This is a genomic window from Rhabdonatronobacter sediminivivens, from assembly GCF_013415485.1.
Taxonomy (GTDB): Bacteria; Pseudomonadota; Alphaproteobacteria; order Rhodobacterales; family Rhodobacteraceae; genus Rhabdonatronobacter; species Rhabdonatronobacter sediminivivens.
The window spans coordinates 25,670-47,004 of record NZ_JACBXS010000025.1 but is presented as its reverse complement, the minus strand read 5'-3'; the positions used below and the strand labels follow the sequence as shown (position 1 = coordinate 47,004).

The following is a 21,335-nucleotide window of genomic DNA, read 5'->3' as shown; positions in this document are numbered from 1 at the left end:
TCACAACGGGTGGTCAACCAGCGCCCGGACCTGCGCGGGGGTCAGGGCCTCTTCGGCCACGACCCAGGTATGAATGGCGAACACCACCGCCCCCGTGCGCGGCATTCGGCGCAAGACCTGCCGTTCAGACCGAATCCAGCGGGCGTTTGCGTCTTCGGCACGCCGCGGCGCGGCCTCCGGTCGCGGCTGAAACAGCGCCGGATCGCTGTAGTGCAGCGCATTGTAGCGCATCAGCGGCTGCTCCGGTCGCAGCGCATCGAACAGCCGCTGCACCCTGGCCGCCAGACCTGCGTCATATTCCTCGACCGGCGCATGAACACCGGTCAGCGGGCGCCCGATCTTCTCGGCCAGTGTCCAGCTGGCCGGAAAGCACAGCACGGCCGCGCTCAATACATGTTCGGCGCTGCCCTCGGGGCGGGTGTGGATGCACAGATCTTCCTGCACCAGATGCCCCAGGGTCCAGAGCGGGCGCTCCGCATCCACCGGAACCTCCACCCCATCCGGCCGCCGCCAGCCACCGTCCAGCGCCAGATAACCCCGAAGCGGCAACTCTGCCTGCACCAAGTTCAGCAGTTCCAGCGCCTCAGGTGTCGGCCCATCGCCCACCAGAACCGCCGCAGGGGTTTCGGAGAGCAGCCGCGCGCGCTCGGCCATCTGCGCGCCAAATGCGTCATCGATCACCAGCCACTCGGCCGTATCCACGGGAACCATCCCAGGCAAGCGGCGCAAACGCGCATCCGCCCATCGCGCGACCGGCAGTTCCGCCTGCGCAATTTCTTCCGCCATCTTCGCCGCCTCCTTCATGGATTTGCGCTTGCCTGAATCCCGCCGGCATTGCAATCCTTGCCCATGCACATGGACCACCCCAGCTATTCCGTCGGCATCGAGGAAGAATACCTCCTCATTGACCGCGAAACCCTGGACCTCGCCCCGGCCCCGGACGCGCTGATGGAGGCCTGCCGGACGGAGCTGGAGGATCAGGTCTCGCCCGAGTTCCTGCAATGCCAGATCGAAGTCGGCACCCGTGTCTGCAGCACAATCGCCGAGGCCCGCGCCGACCTTGCCCATCTGCGCCGCACCATCGCCCGGCTGACGGCCGAGTTCGGTCTGGCCCCGCTTGCGGTCTCCTGCCACCCGGTGGCCGACTGGCACCGCCAGCACCACACCGAAAAGACCCGATACATCGAACTTGAACGCGACCTGGCCGGGGTGGCGCGGCGCCTGTTGATCTGCGGCATGCATGTGCATGTCGGCATTGATGATGACGACCTGCGGATCGATATCATGGCACAGCTCAGCTACTTCCTGCCCCATATCCTGGCGCTCTCCACCTCCTCGCCCTTCTGGCAGGGGCAGGATACCGGGCTCAACTGCTACCGGCTGACGGTCTTCGACAACCTGCCCCGCACCGGGCTCCCGCCGGTCTTCGACTCCCACGCCGAATACCTGCGCTCGGTCGATGTGATCCGCCGCGCCGGCGTGATCGAGGACACCTCGAAACTCTGGTGGGACATACGCCCCTCGTCGCGCTACCCCACGCTGGAAACCCGCATCTGCGATGTCATGCCCCGGCTGAACCATACCGCCAGCGTCGCCGCCATCATCCAATGCCTGACCCGCATGCTGGTCCGCCTCAAACGCAGCAACCAGCGCTGGCGCATCTACGACCGTTTCCTGATCGGCGAAAACCGCTGGCGCGCGCAACGCCACGGTGTGCGCGAAGGGCTGATCGACTTTGGCCGCGGCGCGGTCATCCCCTTCCCCGACCTGCTCGAGGAACTCTTCGACCTCATCGCCCCCGATGCCGAAGCCCTCGGCTGCACCGCCGAACTGCACGGCGCCCGCGATATCCTGGCCCAGGGCACCAGCGCCGACCGCCAGCGCCGCGCCTTTGCCCAGGCGATCGAATCCGGCGCCACCCGCCCCGAGGCCCTCAACGCCGTCCTGCGCCATCTGATGGAGGAATACCTCGAAGGCGTCTGACACCCCGGTTCACCTTGCCGCAAGTACTCTCCGGGGGTGAATGCGCGCGCCCCGCGCGCAGAGGGGGCAGAATGCCCCCTCAAACCGCACGCAGTGCCAGAAAACCTGCGCGCGGCACGCGCGCTCCGCTGGATCACCAGACCAGCCGGACGCGCTGACGCTCAGACCAGAAACATCTCCACCAGGACCCAGATCACCAGCAGATAGAGCACCGATTTCACGCCAAAGATCACGCGGCGGGTCATGGGGACCGGCCCCGCGCCTGCATCGCGCGCATGCCCCAGATCAATCAGGAACCGCCCCCAGCGGCCAAAGGGCTGGTCCGGGTAGCGGCTGGCAGGCTGGAAAAGCGGCACATCGCGGTATCGCAGTGCCAGCAACAAGCCCAGTCCGGCCGCAAATCCCCCCAGATGCGCCCAGAAGGCCACCAGCATCTCGGGGTCTTCCGCAGGCAACAGCACTGCCAACAGGTCAAAGCCCACATGCAGCCCCACGAACAGGCTGGCCGGAATCACGATCGGCAGGCGAAAGGCCAGCAGCACCAGCACCCGCGCCCGTGGATGCAACAGCAGATACGCCCCCATCACCCCTGCAATCGCCCCGCTGGCGCCAACCACGGGGATATCGGGCGTCGCTCCAAGGGCCGCCTCGGCCACCCCCCCGGCAATGCCCGCCAGCACGAAGAACAGCGCATAGCGCCAGTGGCCCATGGCATCTTCGATGTTGTCGCCAAAGACCCAAAGCACCAGCATGTTTCCCCCCAGATGCAGCAGGCTGGCGTGCAGGAACATGTAGCTGACCAGCGTCGGCGCCACCTGCAGCGCCGCCCCCTGCCCCGGCTCCAGCACCGCCAGATGCAGCTCCGCAGGTGTCAGCCCGTAGTCCTGATACGAGGGGTTGACGAAGAACAGCACCACGCAGCCGACAATCAGCCCCCAATTCACCCAGGGGCGCCGGATATGATGCGTGGGATTGCTGTCCCCCAGAACGAGGATCATCCCGCGCGCCCTTCTAACGCATCACTCCGGCGCATCGTCGCCCTCGGGGCGGGGGATGGCAAAGACCTGGCCGGGATAGATCAGATCGGGGTTGCGGATCTGGTCACGGTTGGCCTCGAACACGCGCAGATAGAGGATCCCCTCCCCGTAATGCGCGGCGGAAATGCCCCAGAGCGTATTGCCCGGCTGCACGGTCACCGCCCGGACCGCGCCCGGCGCTGCCGCCAGCTCGGGTGCCTCGCGCTGAAATGGCGTTTCGAACCGGGAGCGCACGCTGTCATCGGCGGCCAGTTCATCCACGCGCAGGGTATAGATGCCCTCGTCCACATCCGGCAAGGTGGCGCGCCAGTTGCCATCGGGGGCAGAGCGGGCGCGGGCAACGGCGCGGTTGTCGATATAGATGACCACCTCGGCATCGGCCTCGGGCGCGCGTCCGGCAATCTGCACCTCGCCCGCCGCACCGTAGCTGATGACATCGACCAGCACGTTCTTGGCAAGCTCGGGCGGGGTGGCGGCGCCGTCGCGCTGCAGAACCTCGACCGCGCCCCCGGCACTGATGCGCATCACCGGGGGCGCCACAAGCGCGGGCGCGGCTTGCGCCAGATGCGGGGCCGGAACCTGATCCTCGCCCTCGGGCGGACCTTCCGGGCCACCCGCAGATGCCGCAACGCCCGGCGCGGGGGCTACGGCCTGATCCGGCGGCGCCTCGGCTTCGGCAGACGGAGGCGGAGCGCGCGGCGCCGCACCCCCGGGCGCGCCCGGATCTGCGGGAGCTTCCAGACGCTGCGCGGGCGGCGCATCCGGCGATGGCACGGGCCGAGCCCGGGGCGCTGCATCCTGCACTGCGGGCGCGGCACTGGCGGTTTCAGTCGAAGGATCGGGCGCCACGGTTTCGGATACGTCAGTCTCGGGGGCCACAGTCTCGGGGGCTTCAGTCTCGGCCTCCGCTGTCTCAATTAGCACAGTCTCGGGTGGCGCAGTTTCGGGGGCTCCAGTTTCGGTTGCCAAAGTCTCGGTTGCCGCAACCTCTGGTTCCGTGGCTTCAGAGGGTGGCGCTTCGGGCGTCCGGACCTCTGGGGTCAGCGTCTCGGGGGCCTGCATTCCAGCGCCCGGGTCTGCAGCGACAGGCGCTGCCGCCTCGGACAGGGTCGCAGGCGCATCGACCGGGAGCGACTCCGGCGCGGGGGTGGCCTCGGGGTCTTGCGGCAGGGCGGCCAGTTCCGTCGGAGCAGGCGAAGGCGCCGTCGTGGGCGCCAGCATCACCGTATCGCCGGACCGGACCCGCTGGCCATCGGCAAGCGTCATCTCCAGCGCCAGCAGGCGCGGTTCCGGCGATGGCTCCAGCACGAAAATGGCGGCAAAGGCACCCCCGGCATCAGCGGCAGTGCGCATGGCAGGTGCGTCATCCACCAGCACGGCCACCGCCGCCCCCGGCATTGCCCGCCCCGAAAGGACCACACCCCCCGCAGGATCGCTGCGAACCTGATCGAAGCGCGGCAGATCCGAGGCCGCAGCAGAGGGCGCGGCCTCTGGCGCGGGTGGGTCCTGTGCAAGCCTGGGCGCGGCGGGCGTGGGGGTATCCGGCGTGGGGGCATCCTGAGCGGGTGCGTCCTGAGATGGAGCATCCTGAACAGGTGCGGGCGGCGCGGGCGCACTGCGCCACAGCGCGGCGCCAAACAGCGCCGCACCGGCAAGCACGATACCCGCCAGCGCACCGGCCAGGACAGGCCGCGCCATCATCTCAAGACCGAACCGGGCAGCAGCACCGCATCCCGACCCTTCCGCTTGTTTCCCCCAGTCTGCCCCGCTATCACTGCGCAGAATCCCGCCCTGCACAAGTGTAAACGCAAAGGAACCGCCCCATGCAGCCCCTGACCCGTTCGGTTTGTGTCTTTTGCGGTGCGCGCCCCGGGAATAATCCGGCCCATCTGCGCACGGCGCGCGATGTGGGGGCGATGCTGGCAAGGCGCGGTTGGCGGCTGGTTTATGGAGCGGGGGACCTGGGCCTGATGGGGGAAACAGCCCGCGCGGCCATGCAGAACGGCGGCGCCACATTCGGGGTCATCCCCCGCCACCTGATGGGTGCCGAGGATGCCCGCACCGATCTGTCCACGCTGGTGATCACCGAAACCATGCATGAGCGCAAGAAGGTGATGTTCGCCAATTCCGACGCCATGGTGGTTCTGCCCGGCGGCGCGGGATCGCTGGACGAGTTCTTCGAGGTCCTGACCTGGCGCCAGTTGGGCCTGCATGCCAAGCCGATCATCCTGCTGGACAGCGCCGGCTACTGGGCGCCCCTGACCGGGCTGATCCGCCATGTCATCGACCAGGGATTCGCCGATCCGTCGCTGGCGGGGTTCTTTCACACCGTCGAGGGCGTGGCGGCGCTGGAAGAGCGGCTTTGCGGCGCCCTGAACCAGGCAGCCTAACCCGCCCCCTGCCCCAGCCCCTTGTTCTGCCAATAAAAAACGCCCGGCGCGAAACGCCGGGCGCAGTTGCGGAACGAGGGACAGTAACACATGAGACGCAGATGTTCCGTATCCACGCCTCTATCGCACATAGGCGCCACGCATGACGTTTGAAGAGTATCTCGCACTTATGTGAACAGAGGATGAACCGCGACGCCTGGAACGGAAAACTGCCCAGGGCACGCCGTCCTCGGCGGCAAAGGCCCTATCCGGTTGCGTGCCGCGCCGCGTATAGCGCCACTGCCGCCGCGTTCGAGACATTGAGCGACCCGAAAGCCCCCTGCGCCGGGATTCGCACCAGCGCGTCACATGTGGCGCGGGTGCGCTCGCGCAGGCCCGGCCCTTCGGCCCCCAGCACCAGACCCACGGGCGCATCGGCGAACCCGTCCAGCGTGGGCCCCAGATCGGCGGTTGCCGCGCCATCCAGCCCGACCATCAGATAGCCCATCTTCTGCAGTTTCAGCATGGTGTCGCTCAGGTTGCGCACCCGCAGATAGGGCTGACGCTCCAGCGCCCCGCTGGCGGTCTTGGCCAGGGCGCCGGTTTCCGGGGCGGCGTGACGCTCCGGGGCGATCACCGCCTGGGCGCCGAATACCTCGGCCGAGCGCAGGATGGCGCCGACATTATGCGGATCGCTGACCCGGTCCAGCAGCACCACCAGCCCGCGGCCCACGGCGGGGGGCGCACAGACGGCATCCAGCGCGCCCCAATCCAGCGGGCGCACCTCCAGCGCGGCGCCCTGATGCACCGAACCGGGGTCCAGCGGCACCGGAAAGCGGCGCGCATCGGCCAGTTCCGGCGTCATGCCGCTTTCGGCGATCGCCGCGGCCAGACGGTCGGCGGCATTGCGCGTCACCACCAGACGCCCCCGCCCGCGCGCCGGGTTCAGCAGCGCATCGCGCACCGCATGAAGCCCGAAAAGCCACAGCGTTTCAGACCGTTCGGCACGGCGCGCCTTTTCCTTGTCAATCACCCAGGCGGGTTTCTTCATTGCGGCCTCCGCTGCGCATGCGGCGGCAGAATGCGCCGCCAGCGCGCGGTGTTCAAGCGCGAAGGCTCACTGCACCCTTGGTGAGAATCAGCTTTCTGGTGTATCCTCTGCCCTTGAAATGGCGGGAAGGGCTTCGTGATGACACGCATGAAAACGCGCCCCCAGGACAATCTGCACTGTTTTCACGGCATCGGCCAGTTCTACTGGCTGACGCGCGCCCGCGGGATGGACCCGGAGGTCAGGAACGGCAGGGATGGCTATCACATCCGCTTTCGCACCGAGGCCGAGGCGCTGGACCGCAAGAAGGTGCCGAACCCCGACAGCTTTGCCGTCCAGAACGGTGGGATCATATCACCACAAAAGACCAGGATGCCGCTGGGCTTCTATTATCGGTTCATCGGCAGCAACCGGGGCAATCCAACCGGCAACTGGTGGCTGGAACCCGAGCACTACTTTCTGATCCGCTCCCGCGCCCGGGACCTGGGCATTCCGCTGGCGGTCGCAGCCAGCCGGTGTCTGGTGATCCCGAAAGAATGGGGCGATTGCGGGCGCGTTGTCAGGGCGCAACTGCACACGCGGCTGAACGCTTATGTCGGCAAGGGGAAACCGGCCACCGGATCGGTCAGCCCCGATAACGCGACGCGCGACAAGCGCACCCAACCCGTGCACATGGCCCCCACGCATATCGAGATTAAACAATGGTACGTCCCGGGAGAGCCCGAACTCCTGGCCCGGATGTTCAAGGTCGACAAGACCGTGAATGTGCTTGAAAAGGGCGTTGCCATCTGAGCCTGCACCCCGGGCCCGAAACACCTGCAACAGGGGCGAATTCGCGCCTTGACGCCTGCAGCCGACTTCGGTAATTGACCGCTCAGAGGGCGACGAGCTGCAAGGTGCGGCAGCGGACTGTAACTCCGCCGGGGAGACCCACGCCTGGTTCGATTCCAGGGTCGCCCACCATTCCCATGAAAATAAATGTTTTTTCGCCGGTGATGGTGTGTGCGGACAGGCATGCCCGGGCATTCGGACCCAACCGGTGAAATCCGTTCCCGCGCGGGTTACCGCCATGGGATGCTCGGCATTGCCCGCCTGTTTGCACGGCCATGAGAGCGCCGACACATGGCGGCCGAAGGGGTCGGCGCATGCGTCCTTCGGCCACCGAGGCGCCTGTGTTCCACGGGGCGGCCGTGCAGGAGTTCCACCGCCGCCCCTCGATGCGCTATTTCTCCGGGATCAACCCGCGCGGGCTGAAGCGCAGCACCAGCAGCAGCGCCACGCCCATGGTCAGAAGGCGCATATGTGACGCCGAATCCAGCAGGTGCCGGCGCAGGTCAGAGCCGGGCTCCATCCCCGAGGTGACCATCTCCATCAGCCAGCGGCCCGCGGGCTCCACCTGCACCCAGAGGAACCAGATCACAAAGGCCCCCAGCACCGCGCCCCAGTTGTTGCCGGACCCGCCCACGATCACCATCACCCAGATCAGGAAGGTAAAGCGCAGCGGCTCGTAACTGCCGGGCGTCAACTGGCCGTCGAGCGAAACCATCATCGCCCCCGCCAGCCCACAGACCGCCGAGCCAAGGACAAATATGTTCAGATGGCGCCGCGTGACATCCTTGCCCATGGCGCGGGCGGCGGTTTCATTGTCGCGGATGGCGCGCATCATCCGGCCCCAGGGCGAGTTCAGCGCCTTTTCGGCCAGCCAGATCAGGATCGCCAGCACGATCACGAACAGCACCGAATACCCCAGTGCCGACAGGATCGAGGCGGTTTCCGAAACGCTCCAGCCCAGCCGCCCGGCAAGGTCCTGCACCCAGGGCTGGGGCTGCAGATCCACCGGGCGCGTGACCGGGCGCGGGATGCCGGTGACGTTGTTCACCCCCCGCGCCAGCCAGCGTTCGTGCTTCAGGATGGCGATGATGATTTCCGAAATCCCCAGCGTGGCAATCGCCAGATAGTCCGAGCGCAACCCCAAACTGACCTTGCCCACCAGCCACGCTGCCCCGGCGGCGAACACTGCGCCCACCGGCCAGGCGAGGATCACCGGCAGGCCCAGCCCGCCCAGATACCCTTCGGAGGCCGGGTTGACCGCCTGGATCGCCTGCGTGGCCGGCGCAAAGAAGAACCGCGCCACCAGCCAGCCGACCACGATCACCGCAAAGATCACCATTCCGCGCAGCCGTCCCGGTGTCATGCGCTTGTAGACCACCACCGCCGCCAGGATCGTCGCCACACCCAGCATCAGGCCCAGTATGGCGCCCAGACCGCCAGCGGCCCAGGCTTCGTTCACCGGCGGCATGGCAATCAGGACCGCCGCCAGCCCACCCACAGCCGTGAAGCCCATGATGCCGACATTGAACAGCCCCGCGTAGCCCCATTGCATGTTCACGCCCAGGGCCATGATCGCGGAAATCAGGCTCATGTTCAGGATGGTCAGCGCCAGCTGCCAGCTTTGGAACGCTGCCACCATGACCAGCACCAGCCCCATGGCCGCAAACAGGCCGATATTGCGCCAGTTCACGCTCATATCGATTTCCCCCTGAAGATACCGGTGGGCCGGAAGATCAGCACGATCACCAGAATGGCAAAGGTCACGGCGAATTTGTAGTCAACGGGCAGCAGCTGCAACATGCTGTCGGGGGCCATGTCCTCGGGCATCAGATGGGTGAAGAAGCGCCGCCAGGCATAGGTGATGCCCATTTCCGAAAACGCCACCACGAAGCCGCCGACAATCGCCCCGATGGGCGAGCCCAGCCCCCCCACGATGGCGGCGGCGAACATGGGCAGCAGCAGCTGGAAGTAGTTGATGGGGCGGAAGCCCTTGTCCAGCCCGTAAAGCGTGCCGGCGATCACCACCAGCCCGGCAACGATCATCCAGGTCATGGTCACCACACGTTCGGGGTTGATGCCCGAGAGCAGCGCCAGATCCTCATTGTCGGAATAGGCGCGCATGGACTTGCCCGATTTCGTGCGCGTCAGGAACCAGAACAGGGCCGCCATCACCAGCAGCGCGGTGACGATGGTGATCGCCTGGGACGAGCGCAGCGCCAGCCCTTCGGCCAGACCCGTCCATTCGCGGAAATCCCGGACCGAGAAGATGAAGCGCTCGCCGTCCTCGAACCGCCGCTCCGAAGTCCCGATGAACAGCCGAGTCAGCCCGTTGGTGACGAACATCACCCCCAGCGAGGCCATGACGAAGGTCAGCGGCTTGGCCTTTACCTGCCGAAAGAAGCGATAGACCAGCCGATCGGCCACCAGCAGATAGACGATCATCACCGCAATCCCCACCGGGATCGCCAGCAGCGCGGTGGGGATCACCCCGCCGCCGGTGATGCCGATTGCCTGAAACCCCCAGGTGGTGAAGATCACCACCATGGTGCCAAAGGCCATCACATCGCCATGGGCGAAATGCGAAAACCGCAGGATGGAATAGATCAGCGTGATCCCCAGCGCCCCCAGCGCCAGCTGGCTGCCATAGGCAAACCCGGGGATCAGGACGAAATTTGTCAATGTGACAAGGGCGGATACCGGATCCATCTGCGTCAACCTCCCAGGAAGCTCTTGCGCACTTCGGGGTCAGCCAGAAGCGCCTTGCCGGTGTCGGTGTAGCGGTTGCGCCCCTGCACCATGACGAAGCCCTTGTCGGCGATCTCCAGCGCCTGGCGGGCGTTCTGTTCCACCATCAGGATGGGGATGCCGGTGCGGGCGACCTCGATGATGCGGTCGAACAACTCGTCCATGACGATGGGCGAGACCCCGGCGGTGGGCTCGTCCAGCATCAGCACCTTCGGCTTGGTCATCAGCGCGCGGCCCACGGCCACCTGCTGGCGCTGCCCGCCGGACAGCTCGCCCGCGGCCTGGGCGCGTTTGTCGCGCAGGATGGGAAACAGGTCGAACACCTGCTCGCGCGTGTCCGAGATGTCGTCGTCACGGATGAAGGCGCCCATTTCCAGGTTTTCCTCGACCGTCATGCCGGGGAAGATATTGCCGGTCTGGGGCACAAAGCCCATGCCCGCGCGCACCCGCGCCTGCGGGCTCAGGCCCGTGATATCGGTGCCGTCCAGCCGCACCATGCCCTTGCGCAGCTGCAACATGCCAAAGACGGCCTTCATGGCGGTGGACTTGCCCGCGCCATTGGGACCGACGATCACCGCGATCTCGCCGCGTTCAACGGAAATGGTGCAGTCATGCAGGATGTCGGCACCGCCATAGCCGCCGGTCATCGCATCACCAATCAGATAGGGGTCGGCCATTGCTCAGCCCTCCGGCGCGGGGCGCAACAGGCGCGCCAGCGAGTCGGCTTCGGCCATGAAGCGGTCCTCCTCCATCGGGGTGTCGCTGGACAGCATCAGGGTCAGCCAGCCGCCCTGATCCTCCAGCACCATGACGGCCAAGGGGAAGGCTTCGCCCGCGTCCACCTCGATGAACACGTCATAGGTGATGGTGGCGTGGTCGGTGGTGACAGTCTCGCGCCCGCGGCGCAGCGGCAGAGGGGCGCCCTCGGCGGCGGTGTCCTCGGCCAGTGCAGCCTCCAGCGCGCTCAGCGCGGCCTCGGGCGTGCCGGCCTCACCCGGGGTGATCCAGGAGGTGCTGGCCTCCAGATACAGCGGCGGCGCCTCATAGGAGACGAAATCATCGTCCAACGGCAGGGCGCGGGCCTCGGCCCAGGGGGTGCCTTCGGCACAAAGCGCCACCTGCGCGCCCAGCGGCAGGCAGGGGGACTGGGCCAGCACGGGCAGCGGCACCAGCGCCACGGCCAGCGTCATCATGGGGCGGATCACAGGGTCGCCTCCTCTTCCTTGACAACCTTGTTCTTCAGCCCGGTGCCCAGATAGGCCTCGATCACGGCCTCATTGGCCTTGATCTCATCCAGCGTGCCCTCGGCCAGGACCTTGCCTTCGGCCATGCAGATCACCGGGTCGCAGATGCGGCCGATGAAATCCATGTCATGTTCGATGACCACAAAGGTATAGCCGCGCTCCTGGTTCAGGCGGACGATGGCATCCGCGATGGTGTTCAGAAGCGTGCGGTTCACCCCGGCGCCAACCTCGTCCAGGAACACCACGCGGGCGTCGGTCATCATGGTGCGGCCCAGCTCCAGCAGCTTCTTCTGCCCGCCCGAGATCATGCCCGCCTTTTCATCGGCAATATGGTCGATGGTCAGGAATTCCAGCACCTCATCGGCGCGGCGGCGGATTTCCTCTTCCTCCAGCCGGACCTTGCCGCGTTCGAACCAGGCCGACCACAGGTTTTCCCCCGACTGGCGCGGCGGCACCATCATCAGGTTTTCACGGCAGGTCATGGTGTGGAATTCATGCGCGATCTGAAAGGTGCGCAGCAGCCCCTTCTGGAACAGGGCGTGCGGCGGCAGGCCGGTGATGTCCGCGCCCTCCATGATCACCCGCCCCGAGGTCGGCGGCAGCACCCCCGCGATCACGTTGAACAGCGTGGTCTTGCCCGCTCCATTGGGGCCGATCAGCCCGGTGATCGAGCCTTTTTCAATGCTGAGGCTGGCGCCATCGACGGCATGGAAGCCGCCGAAATGCTTGTGCAGATCCTCGACCCGGATCATGTCCATGGCCGGTCTCCCTGTTGATGCGATCCGTTTGCCGGATTCGGTCTTGGTTCGGAAAAGGCCCGGGGGACGTGGCTGCCCCCCGGGCCCGGAACGCGCTTCGGTGCTGGCGATCAGCGGAAGCGCACGGTCACGAACTGGCCGTCTTCGACGACATATTCACGGTAGGTGCCGGCAGCTTCACCGGGTCCGATCAGCTCCACATCGGTGGCGCCGATGTAGTTGACCTCACCGCCATTGGCCAGGATCTCGATCGCGCGGCCCAGTTCGCCGGGCAGGATCTCCTCGCCCGGGGCGTTGGCCACGTTCAGGATGTTGGCGGCGATGCCTTCGGGCGTGGCTTCGCCCGCGGCCTGCGCGGCCAGGGCCAGCAGGGCGGCGGCGTCATAGCTTTCACCGGTGAAGGAGCTGGCGGTCAGCACGTTGTTGGCTTCGCCCAGCGCGGCGAAGGCGTCTGCCATCTCGCCCTCGGCGCCCGGCAGGGTGCCCACGGTGCCTTCCAGCGCCTCACCCACGGATTCGACCAACTCATCGCCATACATGCCGTCGCCGATGAAGAATGCATCAAAAGCGCCCAGTTCCCAGGCCGTGCGCAGCATGGCGCCGCCACCGTCGGTGTAGCCCAGGATCACCAGCGCATCGCCACCGGCCGATGCCAGGGTGCCGACCTCGGCCGAATAGTCACCGCGCGCGTCCTCATGCGGGATCGAGGTGGTGACGCTGCCGCCAGCGGCTTCGAAGTTTTCGACAAAGGCGTTGGCGAAGCCCGCGCCATAGTCATTGTTGGTGTAGGTCACGGCGACGTTGGAAATCCCACGCTCGGTGATGATCTCGGCCAGAACGGCGCCCTGACGCGCGTCCGACGGCGCGGTGCGGAAGAACATGCCGCCCGAGTCGGTGGTGGTGAACGCCGGCGAGGTCGCCGAGGGCGAGATCATCGGCACACCGGCCGACATCGCCACGTTCTGCAGAACCGCCATGGTCACGCCCGAACAGTCGGCGCCCATGATGCCAACGACCCCGTCCGAGGAGATCAGACGCTCGGCCGCGGCCTGTGCCGCGCTGGCGTCCAGACAGGTGCTGTCAGCCCGGACCGAGCCGATCATCTGCCCGCCCAGGATGCCGCCGGCCTCGTTGATCTCCTGCCAGGCCATTTCAGCCGAATCCGCCATATGCGGCGTGACCGATTCAATCGGACCGGTGAAGCCAAGCAGCACGCCAAACCTGATGTCATCGGCCATCGCGGCACCGGCGCCAAAGGCGATCGCGGTGCTGGCAAGCAACAGTTTCCTCATGGATTCAACTCCCTTGCGTTGGTTTTTGGTCGTTATCGAGCCAGGGTCCCGCCGGAGCGGAAACCGCAGCCACCCAATTCGTTTATCATGGGGTCCATGGCCGGAAAAGAGGCTTTGGCAAGCGGCAAGGCGCGCGCATCGCTGCGCTGCAGCACGTTTTGCGGGCGCTGATCGGAATAAACGCCCAAAAAATGCACAGTGCCGTGCGTGCCACGCCGAAAAGCTGCGCGCCAATGATGTGCCACTTTACCGATACCGCCTGCCACGGCGACAACTGGGGCGTTGACCAAGCGTCAACAGAATTAAGACATGCCCAACGGTCTGATCTTGGCGGATACCGACCCGTTGGGCATGAGCAACATGAACAGCTGCTCTGCCTGATCTGGGGGCAATGCCTAACAATGGCAAGGTTTTTCCCGGGCGACAGACGCGGCCTTATCCAAGGACCCGCATCGATATGGTCAAGAAAACCCTCTACGCATCGGCCGCTGCCGCGGCCTTGATGGCGACAACAAGCCCGGCACTGGCTGATTGCCCCATCAAGGTCGGCGTGCTGCATTCGCTTTCGGGCAGCATGGCGATTTCCGAAACCACCCTGCGCGACGTGATGCTGATGCTGGTCGAACAGCAGAACGCCAATGGCGGGTTGCTGGGCTGTGAGCTGGAGGCGGTGGTCGTGGACCCGGCCTCGGACTGGCCGCTGTTTGCGGAACTGACGCGCCAGCTCATCACGGTCGAGGAGGTTGACGTGATCTTCGGCGCCTGGACCTCGGTCGCGCGCAAGGCCGTGTTGCCGGTACTGGAAGAGCTCAACGGACTAATGTTCTACCCGGTGCAGTATGAAGGGCAGGAAAGCTCTCGCAATGTGTTCTACACCGGTGCTGCGCCCAACCAGCAGGCCATCCCGGCGGTGGACTATTTCCTTGAGGAACTGGGCGTCGAATCCTTCGCGCTTCTGGGCACCGACTATGTCTATCCGCGCACCACAAACGCCATCCTTGAAGCCTATCTGCTGGATGCGGGCATCGCGCCGGAAGACATCTTCGTCAACTACACGCCCTTTGGCCATTCGGACTGGTCCACCATCGTATCCGACGTGATCGCGCTGGGCGCGGGCGGCAAGCAGGTGGGCGTGATCTCCACCATCAATGGCGATGCCAATGTGGGCTTCTACACCGAACTGGCAGCCCAGGGGATCGACAGCTTCGACCTGCCGGTGGTGGCCTTCTCGGTCGGCGAGGAAGAGCTTTCGGGTCTCGATACCTCGCGCCTCGTCGGCCATCTGGCGGCCTGGAACTACTTCATGTCCGCCGATACCGAGGTCAATGACGAATTCATCGCCGCCTGGCATGAGTTCATCGGCGATGACAGCCGCGTGACCAATGACCCGATGGAAGCCCATTACATCGGCTTCAACATGTGGGTGAACGCGGTCGAAGAGGCCGGCACCACCGATGTGGATGCGGTGCGCGAGGCGATGTGGGGCCAGGAATTCCCCAACCTGACCGGCGGCATGGCGGTGATGAACCCCAACCACCACCTGTCCAAACCCGTGCTGATCGGCGAGATCCGCGCCGACGGGCAATTCGACATCATCAGCCAGACCGAGGAAGTCGCGGGCGAGGCCTGGTCGCCCTTCCTGTCCGAAAGCGCAACGCTGACCAGCGACTGGCAGGCGCTGGAATGCGGCATGTACGACACCGCGTCCGAAACCTGCGTGCAGCTGACCTCGAACTACTGAGCGCTGCCACCCGGGCGGGGGGCCGCGTGCCCCCTGCCCGCCCCTTGCCGAAAGTGACCGCCCATGACGCGCCTGCCCCGGACCGCCCTGTTCCTGGCCTGTCTGATCCTGCCCCTGCTGCTGATGCTGCGCCCCGCGCCGCTGGCCGCGCAGGACGCATCCCCCCTGCAGGATGTGCTGCAAACGGTGCAGGAGCAGGTCGCCAGCCCCTCACGCGCGCAGGTGGGCACGGTGCTGGACGCGCTGCAGGCTGCGGACGCGCCCGGAACCCCGGATTTCCTGACCCGCTGGGCCGCGCGTGAAGTCTATGAACGCCCCGAGGACGGGCTGTTCTTCTACGCGGCCGAGGGCGCGGGGCGCGATCTGACCCTGATCGACATCGACACCGGCGCCGAGGCCGGCACCACCACCACCCGCGATGTCAACCAGATCCGCGTCAATGCCGGCGTCCGGCGCGAGATCGAGGCCGCGCTGGTCAGCTTCGAGCTGCTGGCCCCGGACCCGGCGCGGCGCAGCGCCGCGCTGGCCTCGATCGCCCGCAGCCCTGAACCAGACCAGATCCCCGCGCTGGAAGCGGCGCTTGCGGTCGAAACGGATGCTGCCATCGCCACCCGCATGGCCCGCCTGCTGGACCTGCTCAACGCCCGGTTCGCCAGTGACAGTGCCACCCGTGTGGCCGCCATCGACGGCCTTTCGGGCGATATCAGCACCGAAGCCCGGCGGGCGCTGAACCAGATCCTTTCCACCCGGTCGGAATTCGCCACCGAAATCCCCGAAGGCACCAATGTCGCCCGGATCCGCGTGGTGGGCGAGGACATCGACCTGATCGCCGCCTATGAGCGGCTGTCGGATGCCGGGCTGGCCCAGGACCGCCCGGGCCGCAATGCCATCCGCGATGCCCTGCGCGCCAATGTCGTGGATGGCGAGGTCGCGGGCATCCCCGTCCATCGCCTGCACACTGACGAGATGCGCCGCGAGGCCTATCGCGCGCTGGAGGAGGCCGGGACCGTCGCGCCCCTGGTCACCACCGCCGACATGGAGGCGGCGGTCGCGCAGCAAGTCTTCTTCGACGCCTATCTGGAGCCTGACAGCGCCGTGACCGATGCCGCCCGCGCCGCGCTGGACAGCACCCGCGCCACGATCAGCGCCTGGCAATTCCTGGGCATCACGCTCGATGCGCTCTCGCTGGCCTCGATCTTCTTTCTGGCCGCTATCGGGCTGGCCATCACCTTTGGCGTCATGCGGGTGATCAACATGGCCCATGGCGAATTCATCATGATGGGCGCCTATACCGGCTATGTGGTGCAGACGCTGATCCCCGATTACACGGTGTCGCTGGTGGTGGCGCTGCCGCTGGCCTTTGCGGTGACCTTCGCCGCCGGGGTGGCCATGGAACGGCTGGTGATCCGCCACCTGTATACCCGCCCGCTGGAGACGCTGCTGGCCACCTTCGGTATCTCCATCGCGCTGCAGCAACTGGCCAAGAACATCTTCGGCACCCAGGCCCGCCCGCTGACCGCGCCGGACTGGCTGGCGGGCGCGATCCGGTTCAACGATATCGTGTCCATCAGCACGCTGCGGGTGGGGATCTTCGTCATGGCGATCCTGTTCCTGCTGTTGCTGCTGTTCATCCTCAACCGCACCCGGCTGGGGCTGGAGGTCCGCGCCGTGACGCAGAACCCCGGCATGGCCGCGTCCATGGGGATCAACCCGGACCGGATCAACATGCTGACCTTTGGCCTGGGCTCCGGCATCGCCGGGGTCGCCGGAGTGGCCATCGGCATGTATGCGCAGGTCACATCGGAAATGGGGGCGCAATATATCGTGCAAAGCTTCATGACCGTGGTGGTCGGCGGCGTGGGATCGGTCTTTGGCACCCTGGCCGGGGCCGGGCTGATCGGCGCGCTTCAGAAAGGGATCGAATGGTTCAACCCGGCGAATACGCTGGCCGCACAGACCTATATGGTACTGTTCATCATCCTGTTCATCCAGTTCCGGCCAAAGGGCATCGTTGCCCTGAAGGGCCGCGCGGCGGGGGATTGAGGGAATGAAGATCGACGTTTCCAGCCCCGCCGCCCCTGCCCCCGTCCGGCGCAGCTTCCTGCGCGACAATCCGTCGGTGCTGTGGTTCATGGGGCTTCTGGGGCTGTTCACGCTGGGTGTCACCGTGCTGTCCGAAGGGATGGGAGTCGGCGTGATCTCCACCTCACTGGTCAAGGTGCTGGGCATGACGCTGTGCCTGTGCCTGATCGCCGTGGCGATGGATGTGGTCTGGGGCTATTGCGGCATCCTCAGCCTGGGCCATTTCGCCTTCTTCGGGCTGGGGGGCTATGCCATCGGCATGTGGCTGATGTATGCGCGCACGGAAATCGTCATCCGTGACAATCTGGGCCGGGGCACCATCCCGCCGACCGAGGCCGAGGTGTCCGAGGCCGTCGCCGCCCAGATCTTCGGCGTCGTCGGCTCCAGCGAACTGCCGCTGATCTGGAGTTTTGCGGGTTCGCTGCCGTTCCAACTGGCCATGGTGGTGCTGGTGCCGGGGCTGTTGGCGCTGGTGTTCGGCTGGCTGGCCTTCCGCTCCCGCGTGACCGGCGTCTATCTGTCGATCCTGACCCAGGCCATGACGCTGGCGCTGTCGCTCTATCTGTTCCAGAATGATACCGGGCTACGCGGGAACAACGGGCTGTCGGGGTTGCAGAACATCCCCGGCTCGCTGCATCTGCCGCAATCGGTGATATCGGTGTGGTTCTTCTGGGCCTCGGCCTTTGCCCTTGGCGCGGGGTATCTGCTCTTTGCCTGGGTGGTCTCGGGCAAGTTCGGCTCGGTGATCAAGGCGATCCGCGACAACGAGGCCCGCGTGCGCTTCCTTGGCTACAATGTCGAAGGCTACAAGCTCTTTGTCTTCACCCTTACGGGGATCATATCAGGCATCGCGGGCGCGCTTTACTACCCGCAGGCCGGGATCATCAACCCCGCCGAAATCGCCCCCATCGCCAGCATCTATCTGGCCGTCTGGGTCGCCATCGGCGGGCGCGGGCGGCTCTATGGCGCAGTGATCGGGGCGGCGCTGGTGTCGCTGCTGTCAAGCTGGCTCACCGGGGGCGGGGCACCCAATATCGACCTGGGCTTCTATCGCATCGTCTGGACCGACTGGTGGCTGGTGCTGCTGGGCCTGGGCTTCGTGCTGGTCACGCTGTTCTTTCCAAAGGGCATCGGCGGGCTGTTCGACTATCTGGTAAGGAAAAGCTGATGGCCACGCTGCTGGAAGTCTCGGGCGTGTCGGTCACATTTGACGGGTTCCGCGCCATCAACAACCTCTCCATCGCCATGGCCGAGCCTGAATTGCGCGCCGTCATCGGCCCCAATGGCGCGGGCAAGACCACCTTCATGGATATCGTCACCGGCAAGACCCGCCCGGATGAAGGCCGGGTGCTGTGGACCGAACGCCAGATCGACCTGCTGAAACTCTCGGAAAGCCAGATCGCCACGGCCGGGATCGGGCGCAAGTTCCAGAAACCCACCGTGTTCGAGGATCAGAGCGTGCGCGACAACCTGGCCATGGCACTGGCCAACAAGCGCGGGCCGTTGTCGGTGCTGATGTGGAAAGCCTCGGCTGCCGACCGCGCGCGGATACAGGACCTGGCCGAGGAAGTTGGCCTGGCTGCGCGGCTGGACCACCGTGCCGGCCACCTGTCCCACGGGCAGAAACAATGGCTGGAAATCGGCATGCTGCTGGCCCAGGACCCGCGCCTGTTGCTGGTGGACGAACCCGCCGCCGGAATGACCCCGGCCGAGCGCGAACACACCACCGCGCTGCTGACCCGCGCCGCGCGCAGCCGCGCGGTGATGGTGATCGAACATGACATGGAGTTCATCCGCCGCCTGGACTGCCGGGTGACGGTGCTGCACGAAGGGTCTGTGCTGGCCGAAGGATCGCTGGACCATGTCACGCAAGACCAGCAGGTGATCGATGTCTATCTGGGGCGCTGAGACATGTTGAGCGTTGAAAACCTGACCCTGCATTACGGGGCGTCGCAAATCCTGTGGGGCGTGTCGCTGCAGGCGCGGCCCGGCGCGGTGACGGCGGTGATGGGCACCAACGGGGTGGGCAAGACCTCGCTCCTGCGCGCCATCGCCGGGCGCCACCCCTATTCGGGCGGAACCATCACGTTGGACGGGCAGGTGCTGGAGCATCCCTCGGCCGCGCAGGCGGCGCAGGCGGGCATCGCCTATGTCCCTCAGGGGCGCGAGATATTCCCCCTGCTGACCGTAACCGAAAACCTGCAGACCGGCTTCGCCTGCCTGCCGCGGGCCGAGCGCCGCATCCCTGACCGGATCTACGATCTGTTTCCGGTCCTGAAACAGATGAAGGACCGGCGCGGCGGCGACCTGTCAGGCGGGCAGCAACAGCAACTGGCCATCGCCCGCGCATTGATCGCGCAACCCAGGGTTCTGCTGCTGGATGAACCGACCGAGGGCATCCAGCCCAATATCATCAAGCAGATTGGCAAGGTGATCGAACTGCTGCGCGCCGAGGGCCAGATCGCCATCGTGCTGGTCGAGCAATATTTCGATTTCGCCTATGCGCTGGCCGACAGTTTCTGCGTGCTCAACCGCGGCGAGGTGGTCCTGTCACAGAGCGCGCAGGACGTGACCAAGCAAGAGATCCTGGAGCGCGTCTCCATCTGAGACCGGAACACTCGCCCGCACCCTCGCGCCTCGTCGCAGTGCCGACGCGGCAATAGCGCCCCCGTGCCGCACCCACCCACACTGCGCGCCTGCGTCGGGCGCTGCCCGGGGCATGAACGCCCCGGGCAGGAACACAACACGCAGCAAGCCGAGAGAGACTGGCCACCGGCACCCCGCGCCGGATCATCCCCGAACACGCCAACCAGAGCCGCAGCCGCGCAGAATGCGCGGCCCGGCCCAACGGGCGCGGATCGATCTTCGATCGACCCGCGCCGGGCGGGAGCCCCCCTGCCCGGCTATTCGGCCGCCCGGGCCATGGGGTTGTTCGGGTGCATGGTCCAGTCACCATGATCGTCGCGCACCTCCTGCCCCGTGCGCAGGTCCACGGCACCGGCCGGCAGCCGCTCCATGGTGATGCAGTTCTCGACCGGACAGACATTGACGCAAAGGTTGCAGGCCACGCATTCCTCGTCGATCACATCGAACACCCGGTCCGGCGACATGGAAATCGCCTGATGGCTGGTGTCCTCGCAGGCCGCATAGCAGCGCCCGCATTTGATGCACAGGTCCTGGTCGATCCGCGCCTTGGTGACATAGTTCAGGTTCAGATACTGCCAGTCGGTGACATTGGGCACCGCGCGCCCAGAAAGCTCCGACAGCGTCATTCCCTTCTGGTCCAGATAGAGCGACAGCCCCGCCGTCAGCTCCTTGATGATGCCAAACCCATAGGTCATCGCCGCCGTGCAGACCTGCACATTCCCCGCGCCCAGCGCCAGAAACTCGGCCGCATCGCGCCAGGTGGTCACGCCGCCGATCCCGCTGATCGGCAGGCCGGCCGTGGCCGGATCGCGCGCAATCTCGGCCACCATGTTCAGCGCGATGGGCTTGACCGCCGGGCCGCAATAGCCCCCATGCGCGCCCTTCCCGTCGATCGAGGGCTCGGGGCTGAAATTGTCCAGATCGACCGATGTGATCGAACTGATCGTGTTGATGAGCGACACCGCATCCGCGCCCCCGCGCTTCGCCGCTTCGGCCGGTTTGCGGATATCGGTGATGTTCGGGGTCAGCTTGACGATACAGGGCATACGCGAGTGCTGCTTGACCCAGCGCGTCACCATCTCGATGTATTCCGGCACCTGCCCCACGGCCGAGCCCATGCCGCGCTCGGACATGCCATGCGGGCAGCCGAAATTCAGCTCCACCCCGTCGGCCTCGGTCTCTTCCACGCGGGCCAGGATCGCTTTCCAGGATTCCTCATCGCAGGGCACCATCAACGAGACCACCATCGCCCGGTCCGGCCAGTCGCGCTTGACCTGCTTGATCTCGCGCAGGTTGACCTCCAGCGGGCGGTCGGTGATGAGTTCAATGTTGTTGAGCCCCAGCAACCGCCGGTCCGCCCCCCAGACCGCCCCGTAGCGCGGCCCGTTCACATTGACGATGGGTGGCCCCTCGGCGCCCAGGGTCTTCCAGACCACACCGCCCCAGCCCGCCTTGAAGGCGCGCACGACGTTGTATTCCTTGTCCGTCGGCGGGGCCGAGGCCAGCCAGAACGGGTTCGGGGATTTGATCCCCAGGAAATCGCTTCTCAGATCGGCCAT

19 protein-coding genes and 1 tRNA gene are annotated in these 21,335 nt (G+C 66.1%); 9 read left to right on the top strand and 11 right to left on the bottom strand.

Annotation, left to right across the window (positions count from 1 at the left end; all coding sequences use genetic code 11):
• On the bottom strand, positions 1-786 hold the full coding sequence (locus HUK65_RS12500; RefSeq protein ID WP_179906608.1) for a heme-dependent oxidative N-demethylase family protein: 786 nt from the start codon (positions 784-786) through the stop codon (positions 1-3).
• Positions 787-855: 69 nt separating this feature from the next.
• Between HUK65_RS12500 and HUK65_RS12495 the strand changes: the two genes are divergently transcribed.
• Positions 856-1,983: a carboxylate-amine ligase gene (locus tag HUK65_RS12495; RefSeq protein ID WP_179906607.1), complete on the top strand. Its 1,128-nt coding sequence runs from the start codon at positions 856-858 to the stop codon at positions 1,981-1,983.
• A gap of 161 nt (positions 1,984-2,144) precedes the next feature.
• Here HUK65_RS12495 and HUK65_RS12490 read toward each other — a convergent pair whose 3' ends face one another.
• Both HUK65_RS12490 and HUK65_RS12485 read right to left on the bottom strand, forming a co-directional pair.
• Complete coding sequence (locus tag HUK65_RS12490) at positions 2,145-2,981, bottom strand: rhomboid family intramembrane serine protease (RefSeq protein ID WP_179906606.1); 837 nt, start codon at positions 2,979-2,981, stop codon at positions 2,145-2,147.
• A 21-nt stretch (positions 2,982-3,002) separates the two neighbouring features.
• Positions 3,003-4,718 (bottom strand): LysM peptidoglycan-binding domain-containing protein, encoded by a 1,716-nt coding sequence (locus tag HUK65_RS12485; protein ID WP_179906605.1) that lies wholly within the window; start codon positions 4,716-4,718, stop codon positions 3,003-3,005.
• Positions 4,719-4,843: 125 nt separating this feature from the next.
• On the opposite strand from HUK65_RS12485, the gene HUK65_RS12480 reads away from it, so the two are divergent.
• Complete coding sequence (locus HUK65_RS12480) at positions 4,844-5,410, top strand: LOG family protein (RefSeq protein ID WP_179906604.1); 567 nt, start codon at positions 4,844-4,846, stop codon at positions 5,408-5,410.
• A 244-nt stretch (positions 5,411-5,654) separates the two neighbouring features.
• Here HUK65_RS12480 and rlmB read toward each other — a convergent pair whose 3' ends face one another.
• On the bottom strand, positions 5,655-6,440 hold the full coding sequence (rlmB, locus tag HUK65_RS12475; RefSeq protein WP_179906603.1) for a 23S rRNA (guanosine(2251)-2'-O)-methyltransferase RlmB: 786 nt from the start codon (positions 6,438-6,440) through the stop codon (positions 5,655-5,657).
• Between the two features lie 147 nt (positions 6,441-6,587).
• Here rlmB and HUK65_RS12470 point away from each other — a divergent pair, with 147 nt between their 5' ends.
• Positions 6,588-7,229: a hypothetical protein gene (locus tag HUK65_RS12470; protein ID WP_179906602.1), complete on the top strand. Its 642-nt coding sequence runs from the start codon at positions 6,588-6,590 to the stop codon at positions 7,227-7,229.
• A gap of 87 nt (positions 7,230-7,316) precedes the next feature.
• Positions 7,317-7,400: transfer RNA gene (locus tag HUK65_RS12465), tRNA-Tyr, on the top strand.
• Positions 7,401-7,659: 259 nt separating this feature from the next.
• On the opposite strand, the gene HUK65_RS12460 is transcribed toward HUK65_RS12465, so the two are convergent.
• The 6 genes from HUK65_RS12460 to HUK65_RS12435 form a co-directional block, all read right to left on the bottom strand.
• Entirely contained in the window at positions 7,660-8,964 is a 1,305-nt protein-coding gene (locus HUK65_RS12460; RefSeq protein ID WP_179906601.1) for a branched-chain amino acid ABC transporter permease, read from the bottom strand.
• On the bottom strand, positions 8,961-9,974 hold the full coding sequence (locus HUK65_RS12455; protein WP_179906600.1) for a branched-chain amino acid ABC transporter permease: 1,014 nt from the start codon (positions 9,972-9,974) through the stop codon (positions 8,961-8,963). Before HUK65_RS12455 ends, HUK65_RS12460 begins: the two co-directional genes overlap by 4 nt.
• 5 nt (positions 9,975-9,979) lie before the next feature.
• Positions 9,980-10,690: an ABC transporter ATP-binding protein gene (locus HUK65_RS12450; RefSeq protein ID WP_179906599.1), complete on the bottom strand. Its 711-nt coding sequence runs from the start codon at positions 10,688-10,690 to the stop codon at positions 9,980-9,982.
• Positions 10,691-10,693: 3 nt separating this feature from the next.
• Positions 10,694-11,218 (bottom strand): hypothetical protein, encoded by a 525-nt coding sequence (locus HUK65_RS12445; RefSeq protein ID WP_179906598.1) that lies wholly within the window; start codon positions 11,216-11,218, stop codon positions 10,694-10,696.
• Positions 11,215-12,009, bottom strand: coding sequence for an ABC transporter ATP-binding protein (locus HUK65_RS12440; protein WP_179906615.1), 795 nt, complete (start codon positions 12,007-12,009; stop codon positions 11,215-11,217). Before HUK65_RS12440 ends, HUK65_RS12445 begins: the two co-directional genes overlap by 4 nt.
• A 116-nt stretch (positions 12,010-12,125) precedes the next feature.
• Entirely contained in the window at positions 12,126-13,307 is a 1,182-nt protein-coding gene (locus HUK65_RS12435) for an ABC transporter substrate-binding protein (RefSeq protein WP_179906597.1), read from the bottom strand.
• 457 nt (positions 13,308-13,764) lie between these two features.
• Between HUK65_RS12435 and urtA the strand changes: the two genes are divergently transcribed.
• The 5 genes from urtA (at position 13,765) to urtE (ending at position 19,737) form a co-directional block, all read left to right on the top strand.
• Complete coding sequence (urtA, locus tag HUK65_RS12430; protein WP_179906596.1) at positions 13,765-15,048, top strand: urea ABC transporter substrate-binding protein; 1,284 nt, start codon at positions 13,765-13,767, stop codon at positions 15,046-15,048.
• 63 nt (positions 15,049-15,111) lie between these two features.
• Entirely contained in the window at positions 15,112-17,091 is a 1,980-nt protein-coding gene (urtB, locus tag HUK65_RS12425) for an urea ABC transporter permease subunit UrtB (RefSeq protein WP_407692432.1), read from the top strand.
• 4 nt (positions 17,092-17,095) lie between these two features.
• Complete coding sequence (urtC, locus tag HUK65_RS12420; protein ID WP_179906595.1) at positions 17,096-18,298, top strand: urea ABC transporter permease subunit UrtC; 1,203 nt, start codon at positions 17,096-17,098, stop codon at positions 18,296-18,298.
• Positions 18,298-19,038: an urea ABC transporter ATP-binding protein UrtD gene (gene urtD, locus HUK65_RS12415; protein ID WP_179906594.1), complete on the top strand. Its 741-nt coding sequence runs from the start codon at positions 18,298-18,300 to the stop codon at positions 19,036-19,038. The genes urtC and urtD overlap by 1 nt, the downstream gene beginning before the upstream one ends.
• 3 nt (positions 19,039-19,041) lie before the next feature.
• On the top strand, positions 19,042-19,737 hold the full coding sequence (gene urtE / locus HUK65_RS12410) for an urea ABC transporter ATP-binding subunit UrtE (RefSeq protein WP_179906593.1): 696 nt from the start codon (positions 19,042-19,044) through the stop codon (positions 19,735-19,737).
• Positions 19,738-20,033: 296 nt separating this feature from the next.
• On the opposite strand, the gene preA is transcribed toward urtE, so the two are convergent.
• Positions 20,034-21,335 (bottom strand): NAD-dependent dihydropyrimidine dehydrogenase subunit PreA, encoded by a 1,302-nt coding sequence (preA, locus tag HUK65_RS12405; protein ID WP_179906592.1) that lies wholly within the window; start codon positions 21,333-21,335, stop codon positions 20,034-20,036.